23 protein-coding genes are annotated in these 26440 nt (G+C 52.2%); 14 read left to right on the top strand and 9 right to left on the bottom strand.

What is annotated here, in order from left to right; all coding sequences use genetic code 11:
- Positions 1-46: 46 nt before the first annotated feature.
- The 9 genes from OC605_RS02390 (at position 47) to OC605_RS02350 (ending at position 7080) form a co-directional block, all read left to right on the top strand.
- Positions 47-325, top strand: coding sequence for a hypothetical protein (locus OC605_RS02390; RefSeq protein WP_110646032.1), 279 nt, complete (start codon positions 47-49; stop codon positions 323-325).
- A gap of 153 nt (positions 326-478) precedes the next feature.
- A complete protein-coding gene (ihfB, locus tag OC605_RS02385) occupies positions 479-775 on the top strand; it encodes an integration host factor subunit beta (protein WP_007950920.1) in 297 nt (98 codons plus the stop codon).
- A gap of 30 nt (positions 776-805) precedes the next feature.
- Positions 806-1045, top strand: a complete 240-nt coding sequence (locus tag OC605_RS02380; RefSeq protein WP_076563762.1) for a LapA family protein — start codon at positions 806-808, stop codon at positions 1043-1045.
- Between the two features lie 223 nt (positions 1046-1268).
- Positions 1269-2345 (top strand): dTDP-glucose 4,6-dehydratase, encoded by a 1077-nt coding sequence (gene rfbB, locus OC605_RS02375; RefSeq protein ID WP_262136215.1) that lies wholly within the window; start codon positions 1269-1271, stop codon positions 2343-2345.
- On the top strand, positions 2342-3235 hold the full coding sequence (gene rfbD, locus OC605_RS02370; RefSeq protein WP_262136214.1) for a dTDP-4-dehydrorhamnose reductase: 894 nt from the start codon (positions 2342-2344) through the stop codon (positions 3233-3235). The genes rfbB and rfbD overlap by 4 nt, the downstream gene beginning before the upstream one ends.
- The gene (gene rfbA, locus OC605_RS02365; protein ID WP_262136213.1) at positions 3232-4122 is read left to right on the top strand and encodes a glucose-1-phosphate thymidylyltransferase RfbA; all 891 of its coding nucleotides are present in this window, start codon (positions 3232-3234) and stop codon (positions 4120-4122) included. The genes rfbD and rfbA overlap by 4 nt, the downstream gene beginning before the upstream one ends.
- 56 nt (positions 4123-4178) lie before the next feature.
- Positions 4179-5105: a glycosyltransferase gene (locus OC605_RS02360; RefSeq protein ID WP_262136212.1), complete on the top strand. Its 927-nt coding sequence runs from the start codon at positions 4179-4181 to the stop codon at positions 5103-5105.
- Entirely contained in the window at positions 5102-6064 is a 963-nt protein-coding gene (locus tag OC605_RS02355; RefSeq protein ID WP_262136211.1) for a UDP-glucose 4-epimerase family protein, read from the top strand. Before OC605_RS02360 ends, OC605_RS02355 begins: the two co-directional genes overlap by 4 nt.
- Positions 6061-7080 (top strand): MraY family glycosyltransferase, encoded by a 1020-nt coding sequence (locus OC605_RS02350; protein WP_262136210.1) that lies wholly within the window; start codon positions 6061-6063, stop codon positions 7078-7080. Before OC605_RS02355 ends, OC605_RS02350 begins: the two co-directional genes overlap by 4 nt.
- On the opposite strand, the gene OC605_RS02345 is transcribed toward OC605_RS02350, so the two are convergent.
- From OC605_RS02345 to OC605_RS02320, 6 genes are all read right to left on the bottom strand, one after another.
- On the bottom strand, positions 7077-8450 hold the full coding sequence (locus OC605_RS02345) for an FAD/NAD(P)-binding protein (protein WP_262136209.1): 1374 nt from the start codon (positions 8448-8450) through the stop codon (positions 7077-7079). The genes OC605_RS02350 and OC605_RS02345 overlap by 4 nt on opposite strands.
- On the bottom strand, positions 8447-9040 hold the full coding sequence (gene cysC, locus OC605_RS02340; RefSeq protein WP_262136208.1) for an adenylyl-sulfate kinase: 594 nt from the start codon (positions 9038-9040) through the stop codon (positions 8447-8449). The genes OC605_RS02345 and cysC overlap by 4 nt, the downstream gene beginning before the upstream one ends.
- A 162-nt stretch (positions 9041-9202) precedes the next feature.
- Positions 9203-14140 carry a glycoside hydrolase family 99-like domain-containing protein gene (locus tag OC605_RS02335; RefSeq protein WP_262136207.1) on the bottom strand — a complete coding sequence of 1646 codons (4938 nt, stop codon included), beginning with the start codon at positions 14138-14140 and terminating at the stop codon, positions 9203-9205.
- Positions 14141-14144: 4 nt separating this feature from the next.
- On the bottom strand, positions 14145-15503 hold the full coding sequence (locus tag OC605_RS02330; RefSeq protein WP_262136206.1) for an ABC transporter ATP-binding protein: 1359 nt from the start codon (positions 15501-15503) through the stop codon (positions 14145-14147).
- Positions 15493-16311 carry an ABC transporter permease gene (locus OC605_RS02325; RefSeq protein ID WP_262136205.1) on the bottom strand — a complete coding sequence of 273 codons (819 nt, stop codon included), beginning with the start codon at positions 16309-16311 and terminating at the stop codon, positions 15493-15495. Before OC605_RS02325 ends, OC605_RS02330 begins: the two co-directional genes overlap by 11 nt.
- 379 nt (positions 16312-16690) lie before the next feature.
- Positions 16691-17677: a glycosyltransferase family 2 protein gene (locus tag OC605_RS02320; RefSeq protein WP_262136204.1), complete on the bottom strand. Its 987-nt coding sequence runs from the start codon at positions 17675-17677 to the stop codon at positions 16691-16693.
- 297 nt (positions 17678-17974) lie between these two features.
- On the opposite strand from OC605_RS02320, the gene OC605_RS02315 reads away from it, so the two are divergent.
- The 3 genes from OC605_RS02315 (at position 17975) to fabF (ending at position 21892) form a co-directional block, all read left to right on the top strand.
- A complete protein-coding gene (locus tag OC605_RS02315; protein WP_262136203.1) occupies positions 17975-19966 on the top strand; it encodes a polysaccharide biosynthesis protein in 1992 nt (663 codons plus the stop codon).
- 110 nt (positions 19967-20076) lie between these two features.
- Complete coding sequence (locus OC605_RS02310; RefSeq protein ID WP_262136202.1) at positions 20077-20412, top strand: ComEA family DNA-binding protein; 336 nt, start codon at positions 20077-20079, stop codon at positions 20410-20412.
- A 205-nt stretch (positions 20413-20617) separates the two neighbouring features.
- Positions 20618-21892, top strand: a complete 1275-nt coding sequence (fabF, locus tag OC605_RS02305) for a beta-ketoacyl-ACP synthase II (protein WP_262136201.1) — start codon at positions 20618-20620, stop codon at positions 21890-21892.
- On the opposite strand, the gene OC605_RS02300 is transcribed toward fabF, so the two are convergent.
- From OC605_RS02300 to eat, 3 genes are all read right to left on the bottom strand, one after another.
- The gene (locus OC605_RS02300) at positions 21889-22446 is read right to left on the bottom strand and encodes a TetR/AcrR family transcriptional regulator (RefSeq protein WP_262136200.1); all 558 of its coding nucleotides are present in this window, start codon (positions 22444-22446) and stop codon (positions 21889-21891) included. The two genes, fabF and OC605_RS02300, sit on opposite strands and share 4 nt — an antisense overlap.
- A gap of 137 nt (positions 22447-22583) precedes the next feature.
- Complete coding sequence (locus tag OC605_RS02295; RefSeq protein ID WP_016770901.1) at positions 22584-22751, bottom strand: DUF2897 family protein; 168 nt, start codon at positions 22749-22751, stop codon at positions 22584-22586.
- Between the two features lie 129 nt (positions 22752-22880).
- Positions 22881-24245: an ethanolamine permease gene (eat, locus tag OC605_RS02290; RefSeq protein ID WP_262136199.1), complete on the bottom strand. Its 1365-nt coding sequence runs from the start codon at positions 24243-24245 to the stop codon at positions 22881-22883.
- A gap of 399 nt (positions 24246-24644) precedes the next feature.
- On the opposite strand from eat, the gene kdpF reads away from it, so the two are divergent.
- A complete protein-coding gene (gene kdpF, locus OC605_RS02285) occupies positions 24645-24734 on the top strand; it encodes a K(+)-transporting ATPase subunit F (protein WP_007899818.1) in 90 nt (29 codons plus the stop codon).
- Between the two features lie 8 nt (positions 24735-24742).
- The gene (kdpA, locus tag OC605_RS02280; RefSeq protein WP_262136198.1) at positions 24743-26437 is read left to right on the top strand and encodes a potassium-transporting ATPase subunit KdpA; all 1695 of its coding nucleotides are present in this window, start codon (positions 24743-24745) and stop codon (positions 26435-26437) included.
- Positions 26438-26440 lie beyond the last annotated feature (3 nt).

Genomic DNA, 26440 nt, shown 5'->3' with positions numbered 1-26440 from the left:
TGATCTTGAGCATTAGTCGTCAGGCTTGCCTGGCATAAGGAAGTGGATGAACAAGTTACTTGTTGTTGCAGTGGTCTTGGCGCTGGCAGGTTGCACCACCAGTGCGAAAACCCATGCGGTGCGCGGCGTCAGTGGTATCGAGGTCGATTGCTCCGGGTTGGGGTCCGGTTGGGAAAAGTGCCAGAAGCGTGCAGCGAAGGAGTGCAAAGGCAAGGGCTATAAGGTCATCACCCGTTCTGACGATGCCAAAGATGAAGACGAATACCCGTTTGGCTTTAATCCGGCGGGCTTCGTGACCCGGACCATGCTGGTGATGTGTCGTTAGGGCAGCGGCGATCCGACTCGCCACTGGAGTGCCCTGAAAATGGGCGTTTTGACCCCGGGAAAGATATGTCAATCCCTGGGCTGTTCAAAATCATCCGGGCATGCTAAAACCTTTCAAGCGCTGATCTAGCTGCTTGAAAAAGAAGGGAAAAATATGACGAAGTCGGAGTTGATCGAACGAATTGTCACCCATCAAGGGCTACTCTCATCCAAGGATGTGGAGCTGGCCATCAAGACCATGCTTGAACAAATGTCTCAGTGCCTCGCCACCGGTGATCGTATCGAGATCCGTGGTTTCGGCAGCTTCTCCCTGCACTACCGGGCGCCACGCGTCGGCCGCAACCCAAAGACCGGCCAGTCTGTCAGTCTGGACGGTAAATTCGTTCCGCATTTCAAACCGGGCAAGGAATTGCGCGACCGCGTGAACGAGGAAGAGGAGGAGGGCGCTTGATCTTCGCTATTCAAATTCAAGGGGGCGTGGATGCGTAACCTCAAACGCATATTGCTTGGCGTTTTTCTTCTGCTGATGGTTCTGGTTGTTCTGGCGTTTGTGCTGGAAAACCAGCAATCGGTTTCGCTTTTGTTTCTGGGTTTTTCCGGCCCGCAGTTGCCGGTGTCGGTTGTTGCGGTGTTGGCGTTGCTGATCGGCATGCTCATCGGTCCAATTTTGGGCTGGTTTCTTGGACGTTCGTCCAGAGCTGCACGCAAGCGACTGGTCTGAAAACGACAGGCGCACGGCATCTGTCGAAATTGCGCCTCAGCCTGTCTTTATCCATTAGTAAAAGCATCATTAAGCTGTAAAATGCGCCCCTTGTTCGATCGTGCCTTAATGCATGTCGATTCAGACTGACTCTGACGGATGCCAACTGATAGTGGCCTCTGCATTCATGGATTAGACCGCGCTCGCTGGCAGCGCTGTCCGCAGCTCAAGGGTATCGTTTCGCGTGAAAATTCTAGTTACCGGCGGTGCCGGCTTCATTGGCTCGGCAGTCATCCGTCACATCATCTCCAACACTTCCGATGCAGTCGTTAACGTCGACAAGCTGACGTACGCCGGCAATCTGGAGTCCCTGGCAGAAGTCAGCCAGAATTCGCGTTACGCCTTCGAGCGCGTCGATATCTGCGATCGTGATCAGATCGACCGCGTCCTGCGTGAGCACCAACCGGATGCAATCATGCACCTGGCCGCTGAATCTCACGTCGACCGCTCGATCTCCGGCCCGTCCGAATTCATCCAGACCAATATCATTGGCACCTACACGCTACTCGAAGCAGCCCGCCACTACTGGGCTGCGCTGGATGACACGCGCAAAGCCAACTTCCGCTTCCACCACATTTCGACTGACGAAGTTTACGGAGACCTCGAAGGTCCGGAAGACCTTTTCTCCGAAACCACCCCTTACCAGCCAAGCTCGCCATATTCCGCCAGCAAAGCCAGTTCTGATCACCTTGTTCGCGCCTGGGCGCGCACCTATGGCCTGCCCACACTGGTGACCAACTGCTCGAACAACTACGGCCCATGCCATTTTCCAGAGAAGTTGATCCCACTGATCATTCTCAACGCTCTCGAAGGCAAACCGCTGCCGGTGTACGGCAAAGGCAACCAGGTTCGTGACTGGCTGTATGTCGAAGATCACGCGCGCGCGCTGTACAAAGTCGTTACCGAAGGTGTCATCGGCGAGACTTACAACATCGGCGGTCATAACGAAAAACAAAACATCGAAGTGGTGCATACCCTGTGTGCGTTGCTCGATGAGTTGCGTCCTGATTCTGCCCATCGTCCGCATGCCAGCCTGATCACTTATGTTCAGGATCGTCCTGGTCATGACGTGCGTTACGCAATTGATGCGAGCAAGATTCAGCGTGAGCTGGGTTGGACCCCCGCGGAAACCTTCGATACAGGCATTCGTAAGACTGTCGAGTGGTATCTGACTAACACTGAGTGGGTAGAGCACGTGAAGAGCGGCAGCTACCAGCAGTGGATTGATCAGAACTACGCCGATCGCTCGAGCAAAGCATGAAAATCCTGCTTTTAGGAAAGAACGGTCAGGTGGGCTGGGAATTGCAGCGCTCACTGGCGCCGCTTGGAGAGCTGGTCGCTCTTGATCGTCATGGTGAAGACGGTCTCAGCGGTGATCTGTCGAATCTCGAGTACTTGCGCGCAACTATTCGTCAGGTAAGTCCCGATGTCATTGTCAACGCTGCTGCTTATACGGCGGTTGACAAAGCCGAGTCGGAAACCGAGTTGGCGGATTGCGTTAACGGCCTTGCGAGTGGCGTTATGGCGGAAGAAGCCGCGGCGAACGGCGCATGGCTGGTTCACTACTCCACGGATTACGTCTTTAGTGGTAAGGGCGTGACGCCATGGCAGGAGACAGATGCTGTTGCGCCGGTGAACCATTACGGAGCCAGCAAGCTCGCCGGCGAACAGGCAATTGTCGCATCGGGTTGCAAGCATCTGATTTTCCGCACCAGTTGGGTTTACGGTGCACGCGGCAATAATTTCGCAAAGACCATGCTGCGGCTGGCGAAGGACCGCGAAGCACTGAGCGTTATTGCAGATCAGATCGGTGCTCCTACTGGCGCAGACCTTATTGCTGACGTTACGGCGTTAGCTATTCAGCAAGTTATCAAGCGTCCAGAGCTTGCAGGACTTTATCATTTGGCCGCTTCAGGCGAAGTGTCCTGGCATGGCTATGCCAGTCACGTAATCGAATTCGCCAAAGTTCACGGCGAGGCGTTAGTGGTGACGGCTGTCAATCCGATCGAAACAACTGACTATCCTACACCTGCGCGCCGCCCTCTGAATTCACGCTTGAATACTCAGAAACTGCGCGACAATTTTTCTCTACACTTGCCGGATTGGCAAAGTGGCGTAACCCGAATGCTTAGGGAAGTTCTGAACAAATGACCACGACAAATCGTAAAGGCATCATCCTCGCTGGTGGCTCGGGTACTCGCTTACACCCGCTCACGCTTGGTGTTTCCAAGCAAATGCTGCCGATCTATGACAAGCCAATGATTTTTTATCCACTGTCAGTTTTGATGTTGGCGGGGATGCGTGAGATTATGGTCATCTCTACACCGGAAGATCTTCCATGCTTTCGCAAACTTCTGGGGGATGGTAGCACTTACGGGATAAAACTGAGTTACGCCGTACAGCCTAGCCCTGACGGTTTGGCGCAGGCTTTCATTATTGGTGAAGAGTTCATCGGGAATGACCCTTGCTGTCTTATTCTCGGTGACAATATTTTCTACGGCCACCACTTCTCCGAAAATCTGCGCTCTGCAGGTTCGCAGAAGTCGGGTGCAACTGTTTTCGGCTATCACGTCTCCGATCCGGAAAGGTTTGGTGTCGTTGAGTTCGATGCAACCGGGCGTGCGCTGAGCATTGAAGAAAAACCATCGAAGCCTAAATCAAACTACGCTGTGACCGGTCTTTACTTCTACGACAATCAAGTGATCGACATCGCTAAAAGCATCAAGCCTTCCGAGCGCGGCGAGCTGGAAATTACTGATATCAATCGCGCCTATCTTGAACAAAAAACACTCAACGTAGAAATGCTCGGCCGCGGATTCGCTTGGCTGGATACAGGGACACACGATTCATTGCTTGAGGCCAGTCATTTCGTTCATACGATTGAACAGCGCCAAGGATTGAAAGTCGCTTGCCTTGAGGAAATTGCTTATCACAATGGCTGGATCACCGCCGAGCAAGTGGCTGCTCAAGCAGATTCGCTGAAGAAAACAGGGTATGGTCAGTATTTGAAGAAAATTCTGGACTCTGATTCCCACTGACTGCAGTGCTCGAGATAGTTGAGCGATCATGTTTTAACGGTGTAAGCAGAGACGGCATGCCAGCAGAATATCCGAGGGTTGCAGTTTTACTAGCTGCGTACAATGGCATGCTTTGGATCGAAGAACAAATCACTTCGATCCTGTCTCAGGCTGGAGTGGACGTAACCGTATTCATCAGTATCGATCCTTCCAGTGACGGCACAGAATCCTGGTGTGAAAACTATGCTGCCAAGCATTCGCAGGTAGTTTTACTACCAATGGTCGGTAGTTTCGGCGGCGCTTCAGGTAATTTTTTCCGCCTGATACGGGATGTCCCGCTTGACACCTATGATTTCGTGGCATTTGCAGATCAGGACGACATCTGGTTTCAAAATAAGCTCATCCGCGCTGTCTCCGCTATCCAAATCCGTCAGGTTGACGCTTATTCCAGCAACGTAACAGCATTTTGGCCTGATGGCCAACAGCACCTGTTAAATAAAGCTCAGCCTCAAGTTAGCTGGGACTATGTTTTCGAAGCTGCGGGACCCGGGTGCACTTATGTAATGTGCAGAAAACTCGCCGCGGATTTCAAGCAATCAATCAGGACTAACTGGCGATATCTGCAAGCTATCACGCTGCACGATTGGTATTGTTATGCGTTCGCTCGACGTAATGGATACCGCTGGTTCATCGATCCGGAGCCGTCTATGAGCTACAGGCAGCACGAGAATAATCAGATCGGTGCGAATAAAGGGTTGCGATCGCTTATTGTTCGATACAAGATTATTCATGATGGCTGGTGGTTTAAACAGGTTCAACTAATATGCAAGTTGCTCAAGCTTGAAAGTGATCCGTTCGTAAGCAGTTGGCTTAATTTGCGAAGAGCGGAACTGTTAAAGTTATCCTTTAGTGCGTGGAAGTGTCGTCGGCGAGTACGCGATAAATTCTTTTTCTTCTGTATTTGTTGGTTGACCGCATTGATCGGTGGGGGGAAGCGAAAATGACCGCGCCGAGAGTACTGGTAACCGGTGCGAATGGATTTGTCGGCGAGGCGACGGTATTCAAATTATTAGTGGAACAAGCCTTCCAGCCTGTTGCAGCACTGCGTGGCAATTCCCGATTACTGGGGTTATGTCCAGTGGTTAAGTTTGATTTGACTCAGCCTCAGCAATTGCCTGATTTGACTGATATAGATGTCGTTATACATACCGCTGCGCGTGTTCATGTCATGAACGATATTGCTGCGCAGGCTCTTGATTCATTTCGCAGGGTTAACGTAGATGGTACGCTTCGTTTGGCTCGGAGTGCAGTGTCATCGGGAGTGAAGCGATTCATATTTATCAGTTCAATTAAAGTAAATGGTGAACAAACTTCTGTTGGGCAGCGCTTTCGGGCTGATGATTTTCCGAATCCTTCTGGTGCTTACGGTGTCTCCAAATACGAGGCGGAAGAATCGTTGAAAGAGTTGGCTCAAGAGACAGGCTTGGAAGTTGTCATCATTCGACCTCCACTTGTTTATGGGCCCGGCGTAAAGGCAAACTTTCAAAGCATGCTAAGGTGGCTTGATACAGGGATGCCGTTACCTTTAGGTGGAATTGATAACAAACGTAGCCTGGTAGCGATCGATAATCTTGTCAGCTTGATAATCACTTGTATTGATCATCCTTCAGCGAGCAATCAGGTATTCCTTGCCGGAGACGGCGTCGACCTTTCCACTTCCGAATTGTTATATCGGCTTAGGTGCTCGCTTGGAAAACCATCTCGGCTGATACCTGTGCCCCAATATTTTCTCCAATGCATAGCAAAGCTTTTGGGAAGGCGAGGCATCGCGGACAGACTGCTGGGATCGCTACAGATTGATATTGAGAAGAATCAAGAACTGTTGGGATGGGTGCCATCAGCGGATATGGATAAAACTTTTCGCCGCACAGCCAAGTATTATCAGGAACATACTACCAAATGATCGCTTTGTGGTTGATACCGGTCTGCTGCTTCACCTCTTGGGCTCTTACTTTGCTTTTGCGAAAGTATGCGTTAGCCAAAAGTTTGATGGATATTCCAAATGAGCGAAGTTCGCATTGTAAACCTACGCCCCGAGGTGGGGGCGTCGCTATTGTGCTCACATTTCTATCCGGCCTGACATTTTTGAGTGGTATGGGTGTTATGAGCTTGGAGGTGCTCTGTGCGCTTCTGGGTTCAGGTACGATTGTAGCCGTCCTGGGATTCGCTGACGATCATGGGCATATAGCTGCTAAGTGGCGGCTGGTTGGGCATTTCAGTGCTGCAGCATGGTTGTTGTTCTGGATGAGCGGATTTCCATCACTGCAGTTACTCGGAGTTACGATCCAGTCGGGAATATTGACTACAATTTTCGCGCTCTGTTATTTGGTCTGGATGTTAAATTTATATAATTTTATGGATGGCATCGACGGACTCGCAAGTGTCGAGGCGATCAGCGTTTGTTTGGGTATGTGCCTGATTTATTGGTTCGCAGGAACGCCAAGTCTTATTTGGGGGCCACTGCTTCTCGCTTGTTCAACTGCGGGCTTCTTATGGTGGAACTTTCCACCCGCGCGGATTTTCATGGGCGATGCCGGCAGCGGTTTCCTCGGAATCATCCTTGGAGGCTTGAGCGTGTTGGGTGCTGCAGCCTCGCCGGAGTTATTTTGGAGCTGGATTATACTTTTGGCTGTCTTTATCACGGATGCAACCTGGACGCTGTTACAACGCTTCCTGCGAGGAGAAAAAATTTATCAAGCACATCGCTCTCACGCGTATCAGCACGCGGCAATAAAGCTTGAGAGCCATAAACATACGACTGGTTATATATTGGCTATTAATGTTCTGTGGTTGTTTCCATTAGCAATGGCTGTTGCCAAAGGGCTAGAGCCTTTTCTGGGTTTACTCCTTGCCTATTCCCCCTTATGTTATTTGGCGTTCAGGCTCAGAGCGGGACGTATGCTACCAGACAAGTGTTAACTTTTTAGTCTTTGTGCGATAGACGCAGCGAGCTCGGCAGCATATTTTCGAAGTTCTGGAACCGCAGTTGCCTCCCAATATTTCGCCTTCAGCATAGGGCCAATGTAGCTTAAAGAAGCGCCACCTTTTGATAGCTCGTTTGCGAGCGTGAGATCATCATTGACGAGTAAGCCCAACTTCTGCTCGTCCTGAAGTGCTAGCTTGGATTCCATGAGTTGATTTATCAGTGGTTCGTTGACAAGCTCAAGATTGGTGTTTGGTCCGGTACAATTAATAATTCTACCTACCTCGATTTCGATTGCCGATTCAGTGCTACGAGGTTTTATAAGGAGTGAAAGACGATTGTCGGTAATTGCAAAGCTCTGTATGCGTCCGGCAAAAGTTTTAATCTGACGGCTGGCGCAGGAGGCTTTGAATATATCGAAAGAGTCGGGGGCGACCCGATGTCGATGGATATCCCAATAAGGTTGTAAATGTCTTAAAAAACGACTTCGTTCACAATGGTTCAAGCGTGACCAAAGCTTATCGGTGATAGGGCGTATAGCCGCAATAATATCTCTCCAATCACATTCTGTGCGTTTAATTATACTTCTGAGAATGCGAGAGTAATTCAACACCGAAGGGTGGCTCTGCAATAATTCTTTTTGAACAGGGTAATCCAGCGTTGGTTGACGATTGCCTCTCCGATGGGGTAAAGGCAGTAGCCCTCTCCTCGAAACCATATAAATTGAACCCGAGTGCCCTTGCTGCAGCAATCTTGTGGCTGTGTCTAGAGCAGTCAGCCCGGTTCCGATCAAAAGAACTGATTCATTCGGTTCAAGTGATTTCTGATCTAGTTCAGCTGACCACGGATCCTGAATATAGTAACCGGAGTCTCGAAGTGCATTCAATTCATGGGGGACCGCGGGAGAGAAGTTGCCGAGCGCTAAAACAGCATGTTGTGCATGCAGGCGGCTTCCATTTTTCAGTCTGATCTCGAATTGATTATCTTGGTATCGCATGCCGAGGACTTCAGCGCTTATTTGCTGAAAAGATATCCCTCCGCCGCTCCTCTTTTCTGCTTGTTTTAGAATGTCGCTTAGATACTCTCCATAGACTTGGCGGGGTACAAATGAAGAGTCAGTGACGTTTAGTCCTTTAGACTTACAGTAATTCAGAAAATGACTTGGTTGTTCAACGTAAGCACTCATGTTGCCGGCAGGAACATTCAGGAGATGTACTGCACTATTGGTGCCATAAGCCAGGCCACGACCCATTGGTCCAGAACGATTTATTAAGACCAGGCGCACATCGTTGAGGTGCTGGTTCAGCAGCTGGGCGGCTAAAACAGCCCCACTAAATCCGGCACCAACAATGACAACAGTCTTCATCGAAGTACCCGTTTCTCTAGGTGATCCATAATAATCTGTACTGATTGTTCGATGTTATTTTTGAACGTGTCAATGTGGATGTCGGGTGATAGCGGTTCTTCATAAAGGGAGTCAATTCCGGTGAAATTTTTAATAAAGCCGGCACGGGCTTTCTTATACAGACCTTTGGGATCGCGTTTTTCACACTCAAGCAAAGGTGCGTCGATAAAAACCTCTATGAAAGAATCACGACCAATGATGTCTCTAGCGATACTCCTGTCTTGGCGGAAAGGAGAGATGAAGGAGGCGATGGTGATAAGGCCCGAATCAAGAAACAGCTTCGAAACTTCTGCGATGCGGCGAATGTTCTCCTCCCTGTCTTGGTCACTAAATCCTAGGTCGCGGCATAGGCCGAGGCGCACGTTGTCGCCATCCAGGAGAAAAGTATGACGGCCCTTTTCTAATAATGCCTGCTCCAGTCCATTGGCTATGGTTGACTTGCCAGCACCACTGAGACCTGTGAACCAAATGACGATGGGCGTCTGTGCTTTTGCTGCGGCCCTGACCGACGGAGTGACGGCGGTGGGGTGGAACACGAGGTCAGTATTCATCTCTTCCTCTGGTCGTGCACAAAAAACGAAATGCTAGAAAACGAGAGCATATCAGTATGAAGCAGAGCGATAAAGACGCCTGAATAAAGCAAAAAACGCCCTCTATTCTGCATTCTCGTTCAGATGCTGTTTCGAGATCCAGTATAAGGGCGTTTCTTGGTATTACTGCGACTGTCTAATACGTGAGCGCATTGCCTTGATACGTTCTTCTGAAAGCAGATACGGCTCACTGTTCAGAAGTGACTGGCGCTCATCCTTGTCGTTAATTGCGAGGGTATTGCTGTCCTTGCTATCGATGCGATGGATGTAATCGCCGATGAACATATCTGTATCAAGCGATTTCCAATCCGTATCCCGTTCGGTGAAAAGCTGCAATGTCAGGTAATAATCTTCCATGAACTTCATGTCGCTAAAGTATTCAATTGCCGCTGTATTGCATTTGTCAATATTTAGCATGAAGCTGTGTATCGGGGCGTGATTCACATCGAGAAAGTCTTCAAAAGTATGGCCGTATGTGTAAGTCCTGTCTCTTGAGATAACCAAACCGCTGTCAGAGTGAACATTCGTCGAATAGACGCGACCGAAGGTTGCATTTTTCCCTGTAGCAATAAGTCGATCGGCCATTTTTCTGTATGCATCAGGAAAGACCACATCATCGTAATCAAGAAATGTGACAAATCCACTTTCGACGGATTTTAACGACTCGTTCAACATGAGCGAGCGCAGATCTGGCATCTCGGGAGTGGAGTTATAGCATTGAAACTCTGGGAAAGCTGTATCCATCCACGGCAGGCGTGCCAATTGCGCTTTCAAGAGCTCAATTTCTTCCGCCGTCATATCCTGGATAGCAAGGATAGGTCGAACATGGCATCGATCTTGAGTTATTAATGACAAGAGACAATTTGTAAGCAGCTTTTTATTGCCCTGTTTGTGGAAACGTATGATTGTCGACACAGACTCTGGCGAATTGGCAGCAGACTGTTCCGATACGTTCAGCATAAAGCACGGTGCGATGCCACATTCTTTGTAACCAGCATTTCGACGGCCCGACTTCAAGATCATGCCGGAGCGCTGACTGAAGCTTATTTCACCATTGTTATTTTTTGCACCAGCGGCAAAGGCCTGGGTGTTCTTAACGCTTGCGCAAATATTGTATCCAGTATGTCGGCTGGACATCTTGATAAGATTTTCAATGGAATAATCCGGAAACAAATATATGTCATTGAGCTCTAGAGTCAGGCCGGAATCGATGTGGCTGGTCTTTTCAACGGTAATTCCGTTCGTGTCCAGATAGTCAAGTAAATGTTCATTTGAAACGGTCACCGTATACTTATTGAATACACTTGAATTCATTACGCATTGGTAAAATGCGTTGCGCAATTCACGATTGGCAGATATGCGTTTTTCGGCATGAGCGCCGATAGATATGTTGATAACGATATCTTTATCGAGCGTAACATGATCTAGGTCGTCGAACTTATAGCCGCTTAAAGCTCTGCCTACCGAGTTCAAATAACCGTAGCCAAAGCGGGTGTCGGGCTCCAGGTGTGCCCCTTCTGCCCACTCGTTCCAGGCGTTGATCACAACGAAGCGCCGATCTTCCGGAAGGCTCTTTTCGGAATAGTCAATCAAATGTTCCAGCCAATTCTGGAATTTCGAAGTTGTGAAACCATCCAGAGCATAAGCCTCGGTGCCATAACGTGCTGTGTTGTCCCAGGTCGGAACCAATGAGCGGAACAGGGTGTAGTCATTGCTCAGCTCTTTTTCTTGATAATGATCTGCGACGGAACTGTAATCGAGGATGCTTCCGTTAATTGGCCAGTAAGGTCGTTTCTCGTGATTGATATCGGGAACTGCACCTCCCGTCCAGTCTTGAAGTACCCGCTCGACAGCTGCATCCATTCCATAATCCTGCGGAGCGGTAGCTCCACGGGTTAGCGTTGCTACGACATATGGAGCGCTGATTCCGTTGGCCGCACATTCCTCAGCCCAAATATTGATATAGTCTTCTACATATTCCATCGAAGACGGGCGATAAACAAAGAGTAGCGGTCGACCGTCGACTTTGATGTATCGCTCATCCTTGAAGAAAGGAATCAGATATCTGATAAAGCCCAGAGCATCTTCCTTGGAATAGACTTGTCCGAGCAATATTTCCTGTTCATTGCCATCCCAGCGCCGAGTCCAGTTTTCATTCGCCCAGCAAAAACTGAACGGCATGTGAATTTCCGGGTGGTCGAGCAACATTTGCGCAGGTTTTTCCAGGATCAACTTACCTGAAAACCAGTAATGATAAAAAATCATCCCATGGACGCCGGCCTTTTCCATCTGCGCGGCCTGAACAGCCATATGGTGGTGGCTTTCCAGGCTGTAATAGCCGATATCCGCGTGCGGAACGTGTTGTTGGTAGTGACCTTGAAACAGAGGGTTGGCTGAACGAACCTTGTGCCACTCTGTGAAGCCTTTACCGTGCCATTCATCATTTTCCGGATTCGGGCTGAATTGAGGCAGGTAGTAAGCAAGCACTTTGATCGTGTCGTGGACGACTGAAGCCGAGTAATCCTTCTGCTCCTCGTAGTACGTCAGAGGCACAGTCGACAAGCTAGGAGATTCAATCCGATAGTTTCGACCAGCAACATTTGTAGTGAAGATCAGTAATAGACGCTCAAGCGCATGGGCTAGCGTCGCGTCAGGCAAAATTGGCTCGGCCGGGAAATCCTCATAGTTCAAAGGAAGGAGGAGGTAGTCTCGAATACTCTCTGTCTTCGCCCAGAACATGGTGCCTTGTGGGAATTCGACTGATGGAAAGTTCGCAATATCATGGTCCGTATACTTTTCGAGGATTTCCTTAGCGATGTCCTTGTTTTCGCTCCATCCATCGTCACCAGGCACCACTTGATTACCAGCGGCATATACGACTTTTGCATCACCTTCAAGCAATTTGAAAATCTGCGCAATCTGTTTCGGTTCTCCGCACAAGGTCGTCATGAGGGCGTCAAACCATTCATTCAGATCTTCACGATGAGGGCTCTTCTTGGTATGGAAGTGGCCCACATAATCGTAAGTTGCAAGCCTGCTGCCGAACAAGCAGATAAGCGGCGCAATATCTCTTCCACGGTTTTGACTCTGTTCAACGAAGACACCGCGTGTGAGGGGCAGCTGGCCGATGAAGAAACTTTTAACGCGTTCCAAGTCTGTGCCGGGTTGAACGGAGACAAAAAGGTCGAATTCCACCGGTAAGTTTTTAAGATATTTCGCGCAAATTTCACCCATGTCTTCATAAAAGAAATGCAGGTGTACGGCAACTTTCCTGCCGACCATCACAGGCATGTCCTGGAGATACGGATTAAGGTTGAACGGTACAACCTTATAGACTCCATACTCCATGAGAGAGGCGGTATCATGTTTTTGCGTAATCGTTGCCGGCTGACGAGATTCTCGCTGAATGCGGCTCTTGCTCAGCGCGATCGCCTGGCGCACGCCAGAGCGTTTAGCTTCGTCAAGAAAACGGCCAAGCAACGCTGGTTCGTTTAACAGCAATCTTGCCAGAGTAACGTATTTGCTCTTCCGGGGACTGGTACGTTCGAGTTTGTATCGGTGTCCACTGATATCAAAAATCGATCGGCCTTCTTTATGGCCATGTCGTACATAGTGCACGAGAGGATTGATGCCGGTGCGTTGCACATCCTCATAGGCCTCGAGATAGTAACTGGTGGAAAAGTGGGGCGATGGGTCTCTTCCTTCTTGCCAACCATGGTTCAGATAGTGATCCATAGCGTCGAGTTTTGCGCTTTGAATGTCCTTGTATGTATTCAGATAGAATTCTTCGTCCAGCAATCCCAGCTTGACGATTCGGGCGCGGATTTTTTCTTCGCTGACAGTCTTGAGCGCAAGCACGCGCTTGGCAATCAAGCGGGCGAGGGCTCTAAGCAGGAATTTACCGGAAGAGAATTGCTGTGTAGTTCGCAACAATGTATTGACTTGTGATGCATGATCGTCAAGAAGCAGGCGAAGCTCATGTTGCTGCTGCAATTCGGCAGACACTCGAGCTTCTAGCTCTGTAATTCTGGACTGTTGTATTTCATTCAGGCTATTTGCGCTTTTAGCTTGATTTTTAAGAGCACTGATTGTCTCCACGAGGCTCGCACGCTCTTCCATTTGCTGATTGATGTGCAAATCCTTTTCCCAGTGAGCTTTCAAAAGCTTCGTTGATCGTTGATCCAGTATGCTCATCAATTTGTATGCTGGATAACTTTCGAATAAGTCAATAAATAATGCGTTTATTGTTTCGTTGACTTTGGTGTCATCGGCAATTTGTTCACTCGCCAGCGAAGCGATCAAATGACTTAGGCGAACTAAACTTGCGGTAGCCGATTTATCATCATTCAAGTCGTCCAATCCAACTTTGTGGTGGCGTAGATTTGTTTCGAGGAAATGCTCAAGAAACTCTTTGAGGGCAGGGTTGCTTTCGTCGTAGCTCAAGCCCAATTTGCTCGCAATACGTTTGATCTGACTGGCAGGGTTCTTGAGCATCAAATCGTAATCGACAACCACCCTCGGCGCGTCTTCACTGTATTTCAGACTCAAGAGCATGTGTTCCTGCCACAGAAAATAACCTTTCTCAAGTTCGAAGCCATCACGGGCGGCGAGCGAGCGGGCAGCGTTTCCAGGGTTTCGATAAGCAATTACGTAGGAAGCTTCCAGCCCGATCTGTTCAAAAATATTGATCCAGAAAGGCATTGTCCGCGCCATGCGCGGATCCTTGACGCCGAAGCAGTCGGTAGCTTGGAATTTGTTTGCGATGATCTGTTTCGCTTGTGCCCTGAACTGATCTAGAACGGGATTCAGCCATTCTTCGGGGCTTACAGGTGCCAGGGAGTGCCAGTCGTGACCAAGCGCCTCGAGCAGGCTGACGTTCAGTTCATTGAAATCAACGTCCTCCCAGAACCCTTTTTCATTATTTCCCCCGGAAGCAGGCATCAGATGATCGCCAAGATCGACCCCCAGCGTACTGAGCGCACGAGTGATTACGCTCGTGCCACAGCGGTGCATTCCCAATACGACAATTATTTTTTTGGAAGAGAGCGGTGTGTTCATCATGTTCTTACGCCAATTCTTTATAAGTTGCTTCGCATTTAAAACTAACCGGGCCTGTCGCGATATTTTCCATTACAGGTAATACCCGGAACATGCAGGCGTCGATTAAACGGTGAAGGTACGTTTCGCCTTCCTCGATCAGGCCGACTACACCCGCGTTCATGAAATAGGTTCCAGGGTTCAGGTTGCAGTGAAATTTGAATTCGACTTGTATCTTTGAATTGCCGGACACGGAAGTGAGCGCGTCCTGGAGTCTGGAGGCGCTGGTGCTGCCACCCAGTTCGACACCGCCAAGCGATTTGATCATCATTCCGAAGCGCACAGCAGATGCGGCAAGTTCGAACTCAACGGTATATCTATAATGATAAATACGGCCGCGTTTTAGGCAATTTACCTGATCGCCGGCGTCATTGAAGATTTGTGCCCTAGAGATCAACGCGCCATGTGATTCATAGGACAATGTGCTTTTGGAAAGCAGATTTGGATCGAAGAATTCGTCAAGATCGTAGTCTTCGCTGTCCTGAGTAAAGTCAGACGTGTCTTCTGCAAACGTCCACTCAGCGCCGGTCGGTGGTCCTTCCGGAGCAGAGTTCTTGATTTCCTCGCGCAGCGCGCTGACTTTTTCGTTGGGAGCATAAAGCAGTTTCTGATATTGGCCAACGATGAATTTGGGTGGGCCCTCAGCGAGCTTCTCTCCGCCATCCAGCAAAATCGCCCGGTCACACAACTCGATGACTGTATTCCCTGAGTGAGATACGAAGAGAATTGTTGCACCGGTCGACTTGATAGCTTCGATTCTGGCGAAGCACTTGCGTTGAAAGCGTTCATCGCCAACAGACAGCGCTTCGTCGACAATCAGTATCTGCGGATCGACATTGATCGCAACGGCAAACGCCAAGCGAACCATCATGCCGCTTGAGTAGGTTTTTACCGGTTGGTCGATGAAGTCGCCGATCTCGGCAAAGCGTTCGATTTCTTCGAATCGAGCGCTGGTTTCTTCTCGGGTGAGCCCGAGAACCGCGGCGTTCATGAATACGTTTTCACGCCCGCTGAACTCTGGGTTGAATCCCGAGCCGAGTTCAAGGAGAGCTGCAACCCGGCCGTACGTCGTTATATTTCCCGAAGAAGGATTCAGTGTTCCACAAATCAACTGCAGTAGAGTTGATTTACCACTTCCGTTTCGGCCGACGATACCTACGGTTTGTCCTTTCTCGATGGTAAACGAAACATCTTTTACTGCCGGGAACTCCCGGTAATAATGCTTTCTGCCGAAAGACAGCATCTGCAGAAGTCGATCGCGAGGCTTGTCGTAGATTTGAAATTTTTTGTTGAGCTGACTAACAACAATCGCGCAATCAGAGGACATCGGCAAATCCCTTTCGTGTTTTTTGAAACCATACGAACCCAAGGTACAATACGATGGCTCCAATTATGTAGCTGATACCCAAAGCAGTGAAGTCAGGCATTTGACCGCGGAAAAGAACCGCCCGGGCATTTTCTATTGCAGGAGTCAGTGGGTTGGCGGACAGCAAGTAACGATATTCTAAAGGGAGAGCCGTTATTGGATAAAAAATGGGTGACATGAACATCAGTACGGATGTTAAAACACCAATGATCTGGCTTACGTCACGTAGATAGACACCGAGTGAAGACAAGAACCAGACAAGGCCAAGCGTAATCATCACCAGCGGTCCCAGAATGACTGGAAGCCACAGAGTGGTAAGTTCAATTTTTCCGAATAGTATCAGCGAGGCAGCTAACCATACTGTCAAACTTACCAAGTAGTGAAAAAGCGCTGAGCCGAAAGTGACCAGAGACAGGATTTCAAGCGGAAACACCACTTTTTTTACGTAGTTTACGTTGCTTAAAATCAAGCTGGGTGCGCGGTTTAAACATTCTGCGAACAAGTTGAAGGTCATAAGACCTGCAAATAGCATCAACGCAAATTCGGTTTTTGATTCGCTGTCTACGCTCCAGCGTGCTTTGAATACGACACTGAACACAAATGTGTAAATGACCAGCATGAAAATCGGGTTGAACAGTGACCAGAGCAGGCCCATGATTGAGCCTCTGTATCGTCCGATAATTTCGCGCTTTATCAAAGCTGAAATCAGCCCTCTGTTACGCCAATTGGAAGCTATTATTTCTCGAGGACTGATGGAAAAAGTTTTCATGGTGCCAAACACTCCCTTGTCTGCTTGTCCGTGTCGGTCAACGCATAAAAACAAAAAATTCTAATATCCATCTGCTACTCAAAAATGGGTTGATCGATTGAGGCGGTAAACATGTGGCGTACGGGTACCAAGGCCAACCAGATAACCTCAGGGGGACGCTCGCCTTATCAGAGGATTGGAGGCTCCATGGCCGTTGTGGAGAGGAACACGCGCCGCGCGATGGCCTCCACCCCAAACCCAGCATTCCTGGTCATTCGCTGCTAGCTTGACCCCGCCTGTGGCGGAAATACTTTATCACAGCTCAAAATTCGAGGCATCCGCTTTGGTGGGAGGCCGACAAGGCAGGCCACGTCGATGATTTTGATTTCCAGTAATGATTTCAGATTTTTTTCAGCAGGAGCGCGAGGATCAGCAGCCAGTTTTCCAGCGGTCCCTGTCGATACAGTCCCACTTTAAAAAATAATCTGGTGCGTTTTACCAGCCCCGCTGTTCTCAAGGCCTTAAAGTCGCTGAACACGGTTCGGTTTCGCAATGGCATATATTCAAGCATGCAGTCGAGTACTTGAATGTTCATATCGCTCCAGATGCTAAAATCGCCGGTTGCAAATCGTTTGATTCTGTGAAAGTTTCCACTCAGGCCGGTTCTGTTACCTATCAAATTGCCTTCGTGCTGGCGGTAATCAAGCGATGGGGTGCTGTCATATATGACTTGGCCCGCGGACGCCGTGACCAATAAGTATGCGAGCCAGTCATGTGCGACAACAGGGCAGTTATCCGGTACGGCTGCCATCAGCGTTCGTGCGGACTGATTGATCAGCATGGTATTTGCGCCGGCCAGGCTTTGAACAAGCGCATTTTCGAACGCAGGCGCGTATTTACGCAATGGCGAAAGGCCTACGCAGCGTTGCTCCGTATCGATCAATCGTACTCTGGCGCAATAAAGAGCGGGCTTGCTATCCTCGTTCTTTTGTAGCGCCTTTACGCTTTTCTCAAGTTTAGTAGTGTGCCAAATGTCATCTTGGTCACTAAAAGCGAAGTAGTCAGCCTCGATTGAGTTGTTTTTTATCAATGAAATGAAGTTTTTCGCGAAGCCTTGCTGCGGGCCATGATAAATCTTGAGGCGGTCTGCCCCCACGGTTTTTCGATAAGTTTCAAGTAAACAAACGGTATTGTCGCAAGAGCCGTCGTCTGACGCATGGATAACCCAATTGGAATGGGTTTGTATCAATATGGAATCAATTTGCTCGGCAAGAAATCTTGCTCCGTTAAAAGTGCACAATAATATTGCTACCGAAGGCTGCGCGGGCGATGGACGGCGGTTGGCTCCGGTTTGAGCAGGGTCTCGATTTTCCGAAGGGGATGTCATGAATGGATCCTGTTGCGCAGATGAACGTTGGCAGTGTTTTCGTGTCCACTCAAAGTGAGTATGGAGCGCTGAAAATCGCGACAAGTGTTCTCGCGAATGCTGCTATGGTCGATGTCTCTGGAGCGCATCTTATCGGGTTGACTTAGCGAAGGCTCACGGATTTTGGACGACCCTCCCGAGCGAGGCGGTCGGGTTTTCATTTCTGCGAAGCTGCTTGCTGGCTCAACATGGGCGCAGTTGAGTACAATCGCGGAGCTTGGAGCATGCAGTTCAATCATTAGTTCGCATGAAGGATATATGGACAAAGTACGCACATTCCTCTTGGGCCTTCCGCGGCGTCAGAAGCGCCTGCTTCAGGTAGCTACCGATGTTGTGCTGGTCTGGGTCGCGCTTTGGCTTGCATTCATAGTCCGTCTGGGCATCGACGATATGTACAATCCTCTGCGCGTCCATGTCTGGCTTTTCTCCTGCGCGCCGATCGTAGCCATCCCGCTGTTTATCCGATTCGGGATGTACCGTGCGGTCATGCGCTATTTTGGAAACGACGCACTTATTGCGATCATCAAAGCGGTTAGCCTGTCGTCTCTTATCCTGGCTGTAGTGGTTTACTGGTACAGCAATCATGATGCTGTCGTTCCCCGATCGATCATTTTCAATTATTGGTGGTTAAGCCTCGTAATCATCGGCGGTTTGAGATTGTGCATGCGGCAATATTTCATGGGGGACTGGTTCACCGCTGCTCAGCATGTGCCATTTACGAATCGTGAAGATGGTCTGATCAAGGTAGCGATTTACGGGGCGGGCGTCGCCGGAAACCAGTTGGTCGCAGCGCTTCGCATGGGCCGCGTGATGCGTCCTGTTGCGTTTATCGATGATGACGCGAGCATAGCTGACCGATCAATCTCCGGGCTTCAGGTCTATAAGCCGAAACATATTCAACAGATGATAGATGTGACGGGGGCAGAGGAAATTCTTCTTGCGCTGCCGTCCTCCACGCGCGCGCGGCGAAGAGAAATCCTGAACTTGCTTGAGGGATTTCCCTTGCACGTTCGCAGCGTTCCCAATTTCACCGATCTTGCCAGTGGTCGGGTGAAAGTCGAAGACATTCAGGAAGTGGATATTGCCGATTTGCTGGGACGCGATTCCGTTCCCGCCCAACCTGATCTGTTGGAGCGATGCATCAAAGGCAGGGTCGTAATGGTCACGGGCGCCGGAGGATCGATCGGTTCTGAACTCTGCAGACAGATCTTCTCGCTGCGACCCACGACTTTGATACTTTTTGATCATGGCGAATTCAATCTCTACATGATCCTCTCCGAGCTTGAGCAACGCTCCTGCAGAGAGTCGATAGCCGTACGCCTGTTGCCAATTCTTGGTTCCATTCGCCATCAGGACAAACTGCTCGATGTAATGAAAACCTGGAAGGTTGACACTGTTTACCATGCGGCGGCGTATAAGCACGTTCCAATGGTCGAGCACAACATTGCAGAGGGTGTTCTGAATAATGTCATAGGGACACTCAATACGGCTCAGGCCGCGCTACAATCCGGAGTATCGAACTTTGTCCTAATTTCCACCGACAAGGCCGTTCGCCCGACAAATGTAATGGGCGGAACCAAGCGGTTGGCGGAAATGGTCTTGCAGGCTCTCAGCCATGAAGTCGCACCTGTGATGTTTGGCGATAAGAGCAATGTGTCCAGAGTCAACAAGACCCGCTTCACAATGGTTCGTTTCGGTAATGTGCTCGGATCTTCTGGTTCGGTTATTCCCTTGTTCCACAGTCAAATCAAGTCAGGCGGCCCGCTTACAGTTACGCATCCCAAAATCACTCGATACTTTATGACCATCCCTGAAGCTGCGCAGCTGGTCATTCAAGCGGGGTCCATGGGGCGGGGGGACGTGTTCGTTCTGGACATGGGTGAACCTGTCAGGATCGTTGAACTCGCAGAGAAGATGATCCATCTGTCTGGTTTGAGCATCCGCTCGGAGCGTAATCCCCAAGGCGATATTTCAATAGAGTTCACTGGGCTGCGTCCTGGTGAAAAACTCTACGAGGAGCTGTTGATCGGTGACAATGTTGAAGCGACACCGCATCCAATGATCATGACGGCGAACGAAGATCATCTGTCTTGGGAGTTGCTGAAAAGCAGGCTTGGCGAACTGCTTGCTGCCGTTGAAAAGGATGACTACACCCGCGTCCGCCAACTCCTGCGCGAAACCGTTTCCGGCTACACCCCCGACGGCGAGATCGTCGACTGGATCCACCAGCAACGCCGCCTCGAGCCCTGATTGTTTCACATCCTGTAACGCTCGTATTTTTTACTTCGCTCCATCATGACCTACGTTTGGATAGCAGCTTGGGAAAAGCTGCTTTCTAAAACGATGATGGAGCGTCACTTATGCGTACCGGTTATTTCTACTCGCTGATCTTTGCTTTCCTCACCAGCGCCTCGATTGCTGCAATTGCTGCGCCTGTAGCGCCCACCGAGACGACAAAGGCGCCTTTGCTGATGGATGCGGCTGCGCCCTCGGCAAGCGCAAAGGTCAATCTCAACGGCGCGGATGCGGCAACGTTGCAGAAGGAGTTGGCGGGTGTGGGTGAGGCCAAGGCACAGGCGATTGTTGCGTATCGGGATACAAACGGGCCGTTCGCTTCGGTGGATGAGTTGCTGGAAGTCAAGGGGATTGGCAAGGCGATTCTGGATCGCAACCGTGACAAGCTGGAAGTGAACTAAGCTGACAGTTCAACGCCGAGAGGCCGGTCTTTGACCGGCCTTTTTATTGGGTGCCTATCGGGTAGATGCCTAAGCGCTGAAAATTACGGGTATCATATTGCGCCTGGATTATGCCTATAATAATTTCGCTCGGGACTGATTCGGCAGCCGAATCGCAGCGCACCGGTGCACGTCGAATTTTGAATTGATAAGGGGTAACCACGGTATGAACCAACGTCGAGTCGTCGTCACGGGCATGGGCCTGGTTTCACCCTTGGGCAGTGATGTTGAAATCGTCTGGCAGCGTTTGCTGGCCGGTCGTTCCGGGTTGCGCAACTTGCCCGATGCAGTCGTGGCTGATCTGCCGACCCGGGTCGGCGGCAGTGTGCCGACGGTGGAGGAGGATGCCGAGGCCGGGTTTGATCCGGATCGTGCGACGCCGCCCAAGGAACAGAAGAAGATGGATCGCTTCATCATGTTTGCCATGGAAGCGGCGCGGCAGGCGCTGGAGCAGGCCGGCTGGCATCCAGCCGACGCCGAAAGCCAAGAGCGTACCGCAACAATCATCGGCTCGGGTGTCGGTGGTTTCGGTGCGATTGCCGATGCGGTGCGTACCACCGACAGCCGTGGCCCCCGGCGTTTGTCGCCGTTCACCATTCCATCGTTTCTGGTCAATCTCGCGGCGGGTCATGTGTCGATCCAGCATGGCCTCAAAGGGCCGCTTGGTGCGCCGGTTACCGCATGTGCCGCCGGGGTTCAGGCGATCGGTGATGCGGCGCGGTTGATCCGAGCGGGTGAGGCGGACATTGCCGTATGTGGCGGTGCGGAAGCTTCGATTGATCGTGTCAGTCTGGCCGGTTTCGCAGCGGCGCGGGCGCTGTCCAGCGGTTATAACGACACCCCTGAGAAAGCCTCGCGTCCTTTCGACAGTGGGCGCGACGGTTTCGTGATGGGTGAGGGTGCCGGCCTGCTGGTTATCGAATCGCTTGAGCATGCGCTCGCACGGGGTGCGACGCCGCTGGCCGAACTGGTCGGTTACGGCACCACCGCCGACGCCTATCACCTGACCGCCGGGCCGGAAGACGGCAGCGGCGCGCGGCGGGCGATGCAATTGGCACTGGCTCAGGGCGGTGTAACGCCGGAGCAGGTGCAGCATCTCAACGCACATGCGACGTCGACGCCGGTCGGTGACCTGGGCGAGTTGGCGGCGATCAAGGCGTTGTTTGGCACGCAGAACAAGATCGCCGTGACTTCGACCAAATCCGCTACCGGTCATTTGCTCGGCGCGGCGGGTGGGCTGGAGGCGATTTTCACGCTGCTGGCGATTCGTGATCAGGTAGTACCGCCGACGCTCAATTTCGAAAACCCCGATCCGGCGAGCGAAGGGGTGGACATTGTTCATGGCGAAGCGCGATCAATGGCGATTGAATATGCCTTGTCCAACGGCTTCGGTTTTGGCGGGGTCAATGCGAGCGTGTTGTTCAAGCGCTGGGAGGGTTAATCGCTCGATTGCTTGAGATGTTCGCGGGTGACGTCGAGGATGCGCTGGGCGAAGTCAGCATCCGCGACGCTGCGTGACAGCAGCAGTGCGCCAGCCAGGGTGGCCATGATGACAATGCTGCGATCGGCGATGTTCTGGCCTTCTAGCGTGCCTTGAATTTGTTCGAGGCGAGCATTGAGGACTTCGTCACTGGTGGGGCTTGGCTGGCCGCGCAGGCCCAGTTCCGAGGAAATGGTCAGCAGCGGGCAGCCTTCGTGGGGCGAGGTCTGATGCCACTCTGACAGGTAGGTGTCGATAAAGACTTGCAGCGGATTTTCCTGCGCGAAGATTTCTTCGCACAGGCCCGCGACTTGCTCGCCGGCCTCTTGCAGGGCTTTTTCGACCAGTTCTTCCTTGGATTTGAAGTGCGAGTAGAAACCGCCATGGGTCAAGCCCAGGGCTTTCATCAAAGGCTGCAGGCCGGTGGCGCCGATACCGTCCTTGCGAAATCGCGCGGAAGCTTCCTTGATGATGCGTTGATGGGTCTGGGCTTTGTGATCTGGCGAGTAACGCATGTGGAGCTCTCCGCGACGATGCTGCCATCTTAACCACGGAAGATTAAATGGTGACTGTACTTCTAAAATCTAAACAGCCTGCGGGTACGTCCGATTGTGCTGAAAAAACCAACCCCGCCATTGCGGCGGGGCTCGTATCAGCGGTCTTGTGCATCCTTGGCATCCGCTTCGGCATTGCGCTGTGCGACGCGCTTGCGTTCTTCATCGGTCAGTTCGACCTTGTTGGCGGTGTCGCGCAACATCATCAATCCGCCGACAATCGAGCCGATCGCAACGACCAGAATCAACCAGGCATACCAGGGCATAACGGCTCTCCTTAATGGCAGCTTGACGGGCGAGGACTTCGCCGTGCGATGCTGCATACCACCTTTGAGCGAAACGACTTCGCGGTGGTTCCATTCTAGGCCGCTTATGCCCGGCACACCCGAACAGTGTTACAGACCGGTCAACATCGCATCCGCCGGCGCATCGGCGCGCAGTTGCCCGGTGAGCATGAAGTAGCAGAACCCCACCGCCATGAAGCCGAGGAAAATCAGCCCGATCAACGTGTTGAACCATGCCATCGCCACTAGGCAAACCACCGCCAGCACCAGCGCGATCAGCGGAACCAGCGGATAGCACGGCGCGCGGAAAGTACGTTCCAGATTCGGTTCCGATTTACGCAGTTTGAACAGGCTGAGCATGCTCATGATGTACATCACGATCGCGCCAAACACGGCCATGGTGATCATCGCTGCGGTGAGTGTCATGCCGCCGAGGTTGATCAGGCCGTCGCTGTAGATCGCCGCGATGCCGATCAGGCCGCCAGCGATGATTGCGCGGTGCGGGGTCTGGAAGCGCGACAGTCTTGCCAATGAGGCGGGCAGATAACCGGCGCGGGCGAGGGCGAAGAATTGTCGTGAGTAGCCGAGGATGATGCCGTGGAAACTGGCGACCAGGCCGAACAGGCCGATCCACACCAGCATGTGCAGCCAGCCGGAGTTGTCACCAACCACGGTTTTCATCGCCTGCGGCAGTGGGTCGTTGATGTTGGACAAGGTGCGCCAGTCGCCGACGCCGCCCGCGAAGAACATCACGCCCATTGCCAGCAGCACCAGGGTCAGGATGCCGCTGATGTAGGCTTTCGGGATCGTGCGTTTCGGGTCCTTGGCTTCTTCGGCGGCCATGGCGGCGCCTTCGATGGCGAGGAAGAACCAGATCGCAAACGGAATCGCCGCGAACATCCCGGCAATCGCCGGCGCGCCGAAGACGTCGGAACCGGCCCAGCCATTCAGCGCGAAGTTGCTGAAGCTGAACGCCGGTGCGACCACACCCATGAACACCAGCAACTCAGCCACCGCCAGCACGCAGACGATCAGCTCGAACGTCGCGGCCAGTTTCACCCCGAGAATATTCAGGCCCATGAACACGAGGTACGCGCCGACCGCCGCGTGTTTCGGGTCCAGCGCCGGAAATTGCACATTGAGATACGCGCCAATCGCCAAGGCAATCGCTGGCGGGGCGAAGACGAATTCGATCAGTGTGGCCAGTCCGGCGATCAATCCGCCTTTTTCGCCAAACGCGCGGCGGCTGTAGGCAAATGGTCCGCCGGCATGGGGAATCGCCGTGGTCAGTTCGGTGAAGCTGAAGATGAAGCAGGTGTACATGGTCGCGACCATGAATGAAGTCACCAGAAAACCCAGCGTACCGGCCACGCCCCAGCCGTAACTCCAGCCGAAATATTCCCCGGAAATCACCAGCCCCACGGCAATGCCCCACAGGTGCAACGTGCCCAGCGTGGGTTTGAGTTGTGTGTTCATGCGCTTGCTCCCGCAATGGTTGGAAAGCTCGAGGGAGGGCGTGTGCAGTGGGCGTGCCATCACCGTGAAACAAGTCGTAATAAGTTGAAAGCTGTCGCATCGGGGATGTTCGGGTGGGGATAGCTGCTTTTTGTGCGCCAGTTGGGTGCGATGTTGTCGGTGATGCCGTCTTCGCGAGCAGGCTCGCTCCCACATTTTGAAATGCGTTGCCCCTGTGGGAGCGAGCCTGCTCGCGAAGGCGCCAACCCAAACACCACGAAACTCAGCCGTAAAGCCCGCATAAACCCACTCTTTACGCTTTCTTTATGACCCACGCCGGCCCTCGCTCTCGTTCCTTTACAGCCTCCTTCCCGACAATCCCTCCACACACGGCAATACGCCGTTACACGGAGATTTTCCATGAGCGTTCTGGACGGGGTGTCACTGCTGTTGGCAGTGGGGCTGTTCATTTATCTGTTGGTTGCGCTGTTGCGCGCGGACCGGAACTAGGAGCGGCTATGCACAGTTATGACTATTGGCTGATCCTCGGGTTTTTTGCGCTGGTTCTGCTGCCGGCGCCGTTCCTTGGGCGCTTCTATTACAAGGTGATGGAGGGCCAGCGTACCTGGCTGACGCCGATTCTCGGTCCGGTCGAGCGCGGTTGCTACCGCATTGCCGGGGTCGATGCGCAGGCGGAGCAGAGCTGGCAGAAGTACACGCTGGCGCTGCTGGCGTTCAACCTTGCCGGTTTCCTGCTGCTGTTTACGATTCTGCTGTTCCAGGATCACCTGCCGCTGAATCCGCAAAACCTGCCGGGTCAGGAATGGACCCAGGCGTTCAACACCGCGGTCAGTTTCATGACCAACACCAACTGGCAGTCCTACAGCGGCGAAGCGACCCTCAGCTATCTGAGCCAGATGGTCGGCCTCACTGTGCAGAACTTCGTCAGCGCCGCCACCGGCCTCGCCGTACTGGTCGCGCTTTGCCGTGGCATCGGCCGTAAGTCGGCGCAGACCCTCGGCAACTTCTGGGTCGACATGACCCGCGCCACCCTCTATGGCCTGCTGCCGCTATGCCTGCTGCTGGCGCTGTATCTGGTCTGGCAGGGCGTGCCGCAAACCTTCGCGCAGTATGTAAATGCCGTGACCCTGCAAGGCGTCGATCAGGTTATCCCGCTCGGCCCGGCCGCCAGCCAGATTGCGATCAAGCAGCTGGGCACCAACGGTGGTGGTTTCTTCGGCGTCAACTCGGCGCATCCGTTCGAGAACCCGACCGCGTGGAGCAACCTGTTCGAAGTCGCTTCGATCATTCTGATCCCGGTGGCGCTGGTGTTCACCTTCGGCCATTACGTCAAGGACCTGCGTCAGAGCCGCGCGATCATCGCCTGCATGCTGGCGCTGTTCCTGATTGGCGGCGCGACCTCGTTGTGGGCCGAGTATCAGCCGAATCCGACCCTGAACAACGCCGCTGTCGAGCAGACTGCGCCGCTGGAAGGCAAGGAAGCGCGCTTCGGTACCACCGCGACGGTGCTGTGGTCGGTGACGACGACGGCGGCTTCGAACGGTTCGGTCAACGGCATGCACGACAGCCTCAACCCGCTGAGCGGCATGGTCGCGCTGGTCAACATGATGGTCGGCGAAGTGATCTTCGGCGGTGTCGGCGCCGGGCTCTACGGCATGTTGCTCAACGTGCTGATCGCGGTGTTCCTCGCCGGTCTGATGATCGGTCGGACGCCGGAATACCTCGGCAAGAAGCTGCAAGCGCGTGAGGTGCAATTGCTGGTGGTGACGCTGCTGGTGATGCCCGTCGGCGTGCTGGTGCTCGGCGCGATTGCCGCCACGGTTCCCAGCGCTGCGGCAACCATCAGCAACCCCGGCGCGCACGGTTTCAGTCAGTTGCTCTATGCCTACACCTCGGCGAGCGCCAACAACGGTTCGGCATTTGGTGGCCTGGGCGCGAACACGCCGTTCCACAACCTGATGCTAGGCCTCGGCATGTTGATTGGCCGCTTTGGCTACATCCTGCCGGTGCTGGCACTGGCCGGTAGCCTGGCGATGAAGAAAAGCGCACCGGTCGGCCAGAACAGCTTCCCGACTCACGGCCCGCTGTTCGTGACCCTGTTGACCGTGACCATTTTGCTGGTGGGCGGCCTGACGTTCTTGCCGACGCTGGCGCTCGGTCCTGTCGCCGAACATTTAAGTATGGGCTTCTAAGGA

Source organism: Pseudomonas sp. Marseille-Q5117 (assembly GCF_946901175.1).
In the GTDB taxonomy this organism is placed as follows: domain Bacteria; phylum Pseudomonadota; class Gammaproteobacteria; order Pseudomonadales; family Pseudomonadaceae; genus Aquipseudomonas; species Aquipseudomonas iranensis.
Note: the sequence above shows the minus strand (reverse complement) of the source record. Positions and strands in the feature narration are given on the sequence as shown.

What these genes read in the sequence shown, in the direction of transcription:
- OC605_RS02390 (WP_110646032.1), top strand. Translation starts at nt 47, where the DNA reads ATGAACAAGTTACTTGTTGTTGCAGTGGTCTTGGCGCTGGCAGGTTGC.
- ihfB (WP_007950920.1), top strand. Translation starts at nt 479, where the DNA reads ATGACGAAGTCGGAGTTGATCGAACGAATTGTCACCCATCAAGGGCTA.
- OC605_RS02380 (WP_076563762.1), top strand. Translation starts at nt 806, where the DNA reads ATGCGTAACCTCAAACGCATATTGCTTGGCGTTTTTCTTCTGCTGATG.
- rfbD (WP_262136214.1), top strand. Translation starts at nt 2,342, where the DNA reads ATGAAAATCCTGCTTTTAGGAAAGAACGGTCAGGTGGGCTGGGAATTG.
- rfbA (WP_262136213.1), top strand. Translation starts at nt 3,232, where the DNA reads ATGACCACGACAAATCGTAAAGGCATCATCCTCGCTGGTGGCTCGGGT.
- OC605_RS02360 (WP_262136212.1), top strand. Translation starts at nt 4,179, where the DNA reads ATGCCAGCAGAATATCCGAGGGTTGCAGTTTTACTAGCTGCGTACAAT.
- OC605_RS02355 (WP_262136211.1), top strand. Translation starts at nt 5,102, where the DNA reads ATGACCGCGCCGAGAGTACTGGTAACCGGTGCGAATGGATTTGTCGGC.
- OC605_RS02350 (WP_262136210.1), top strand. Translation starts at nt 6,061, where the DNA reads ATGATCGCTTTGTGGTTGATACCGGTCTGCTGCTTCACCTCTTGGGCT.
- OC605_RS02345 (WP_262136209.1), bottom strand. Translation starts at nt 8,450, where the DNA reads ATGAAGACTGTTGTCATTGTTGGTGCCGGATTTAGTGGGGCTGTTTTA.
- cysC (WP_262136208.1), bottom strand. Translation starts at nt 9,040, where the DNA reads ATGAATACTGACCTCGTGTTCCACCCCACCGCCGTCACTCCGTCGGTC.
- OC605_RS02335 (WP_262136207.1), bottom strand. Translation starts at nt 14,140, where the DNA reads ATGATGAACACACCGCTCTCTTCCAAAAAAATAATTGTCGTATTGGGA.
- OC605_RS02330 (WP_262136206.1), bottom strand. Translation starts at nt 15,503, where the DNA reads ATGTCCTCTGATTGCGCGATTGTTGTTAGTCAGCTCAACAAAAAATTT.
- OC605_RS02325 (WP_262136205.1), bottom strand. Translation starts at nt 16,311, where the DNA reads ATGAAAACTTTTTCCATCAGTCCTCGAGAAATAATAGCTTCCAATTGG.
- OC605_RS02320 (WP_262136204.1), bottom strand. Translation starts at nt 17,677, where the DNA reads ATGACATCCCCTTCGGAAAATCGAGACCCTGCTCAAACCGGAGCCAAC.
- OC605_RS02315 (WP_262136203.1), top strand. Translation starts at nt 17,975, where the DNA reads ATGGACAAAGTACGCACATTCCTCTTGGGCCTTCCGCGGCGTCAGAAG.
- OC605_RS02310 (WP_262136202.1), top strand. Translation starts at nt 20,077, where the DNA reads ATGCGTACCGGTTATTTCTACTCGCTGATCTTTGCTTTCCTCACCAGC.
- fabF (WP_262136201.1), top strand. Translation starts at nt 20,618, where the DNA reads ATGAACCAACGTCGAGTCGTCGTCACGGGCATGGGCCTGGTTTCACCC.
- OC605_RS02300 (WP_262136200.1), bottom strand. Translation starts at nt 22,446, where the DNA reads ATGCGTTACTCGCCAGATCACAAAGCCCAGACCCATCAACGCATCATC.
- OC605_RS02295 (WP_016770901.1), bottom strand. Translation starts at nt 22,751, where the DNA reads ATGCCCTGGTATGCCTGGTTGATTCTGGTCGTTGCGATCGGCTCGATT.
- eat (WP_262136199.1), bottom strand. Translation starts at nt 24,245, where the DNA reads ATGAACACACAACTCAAACCCACGCTGGGCACGTTGCACCTGTGGGGC.
- kdpF (WP_007899818.1), top strand. Translation starts at nt 24,645, where the DNA reads ATGAGCGTTCTGGACGGGGTGTCACTGCTGTTGGCAGTGGGGCTGTTC.
- kdpA (WP_262136198.1), top strand. Translation starts at nt 24,743, where the DNA reads ATGCACAGTTATGACTATTGGCTGATCCTCGGGTTTTTTGCGCTGGTT.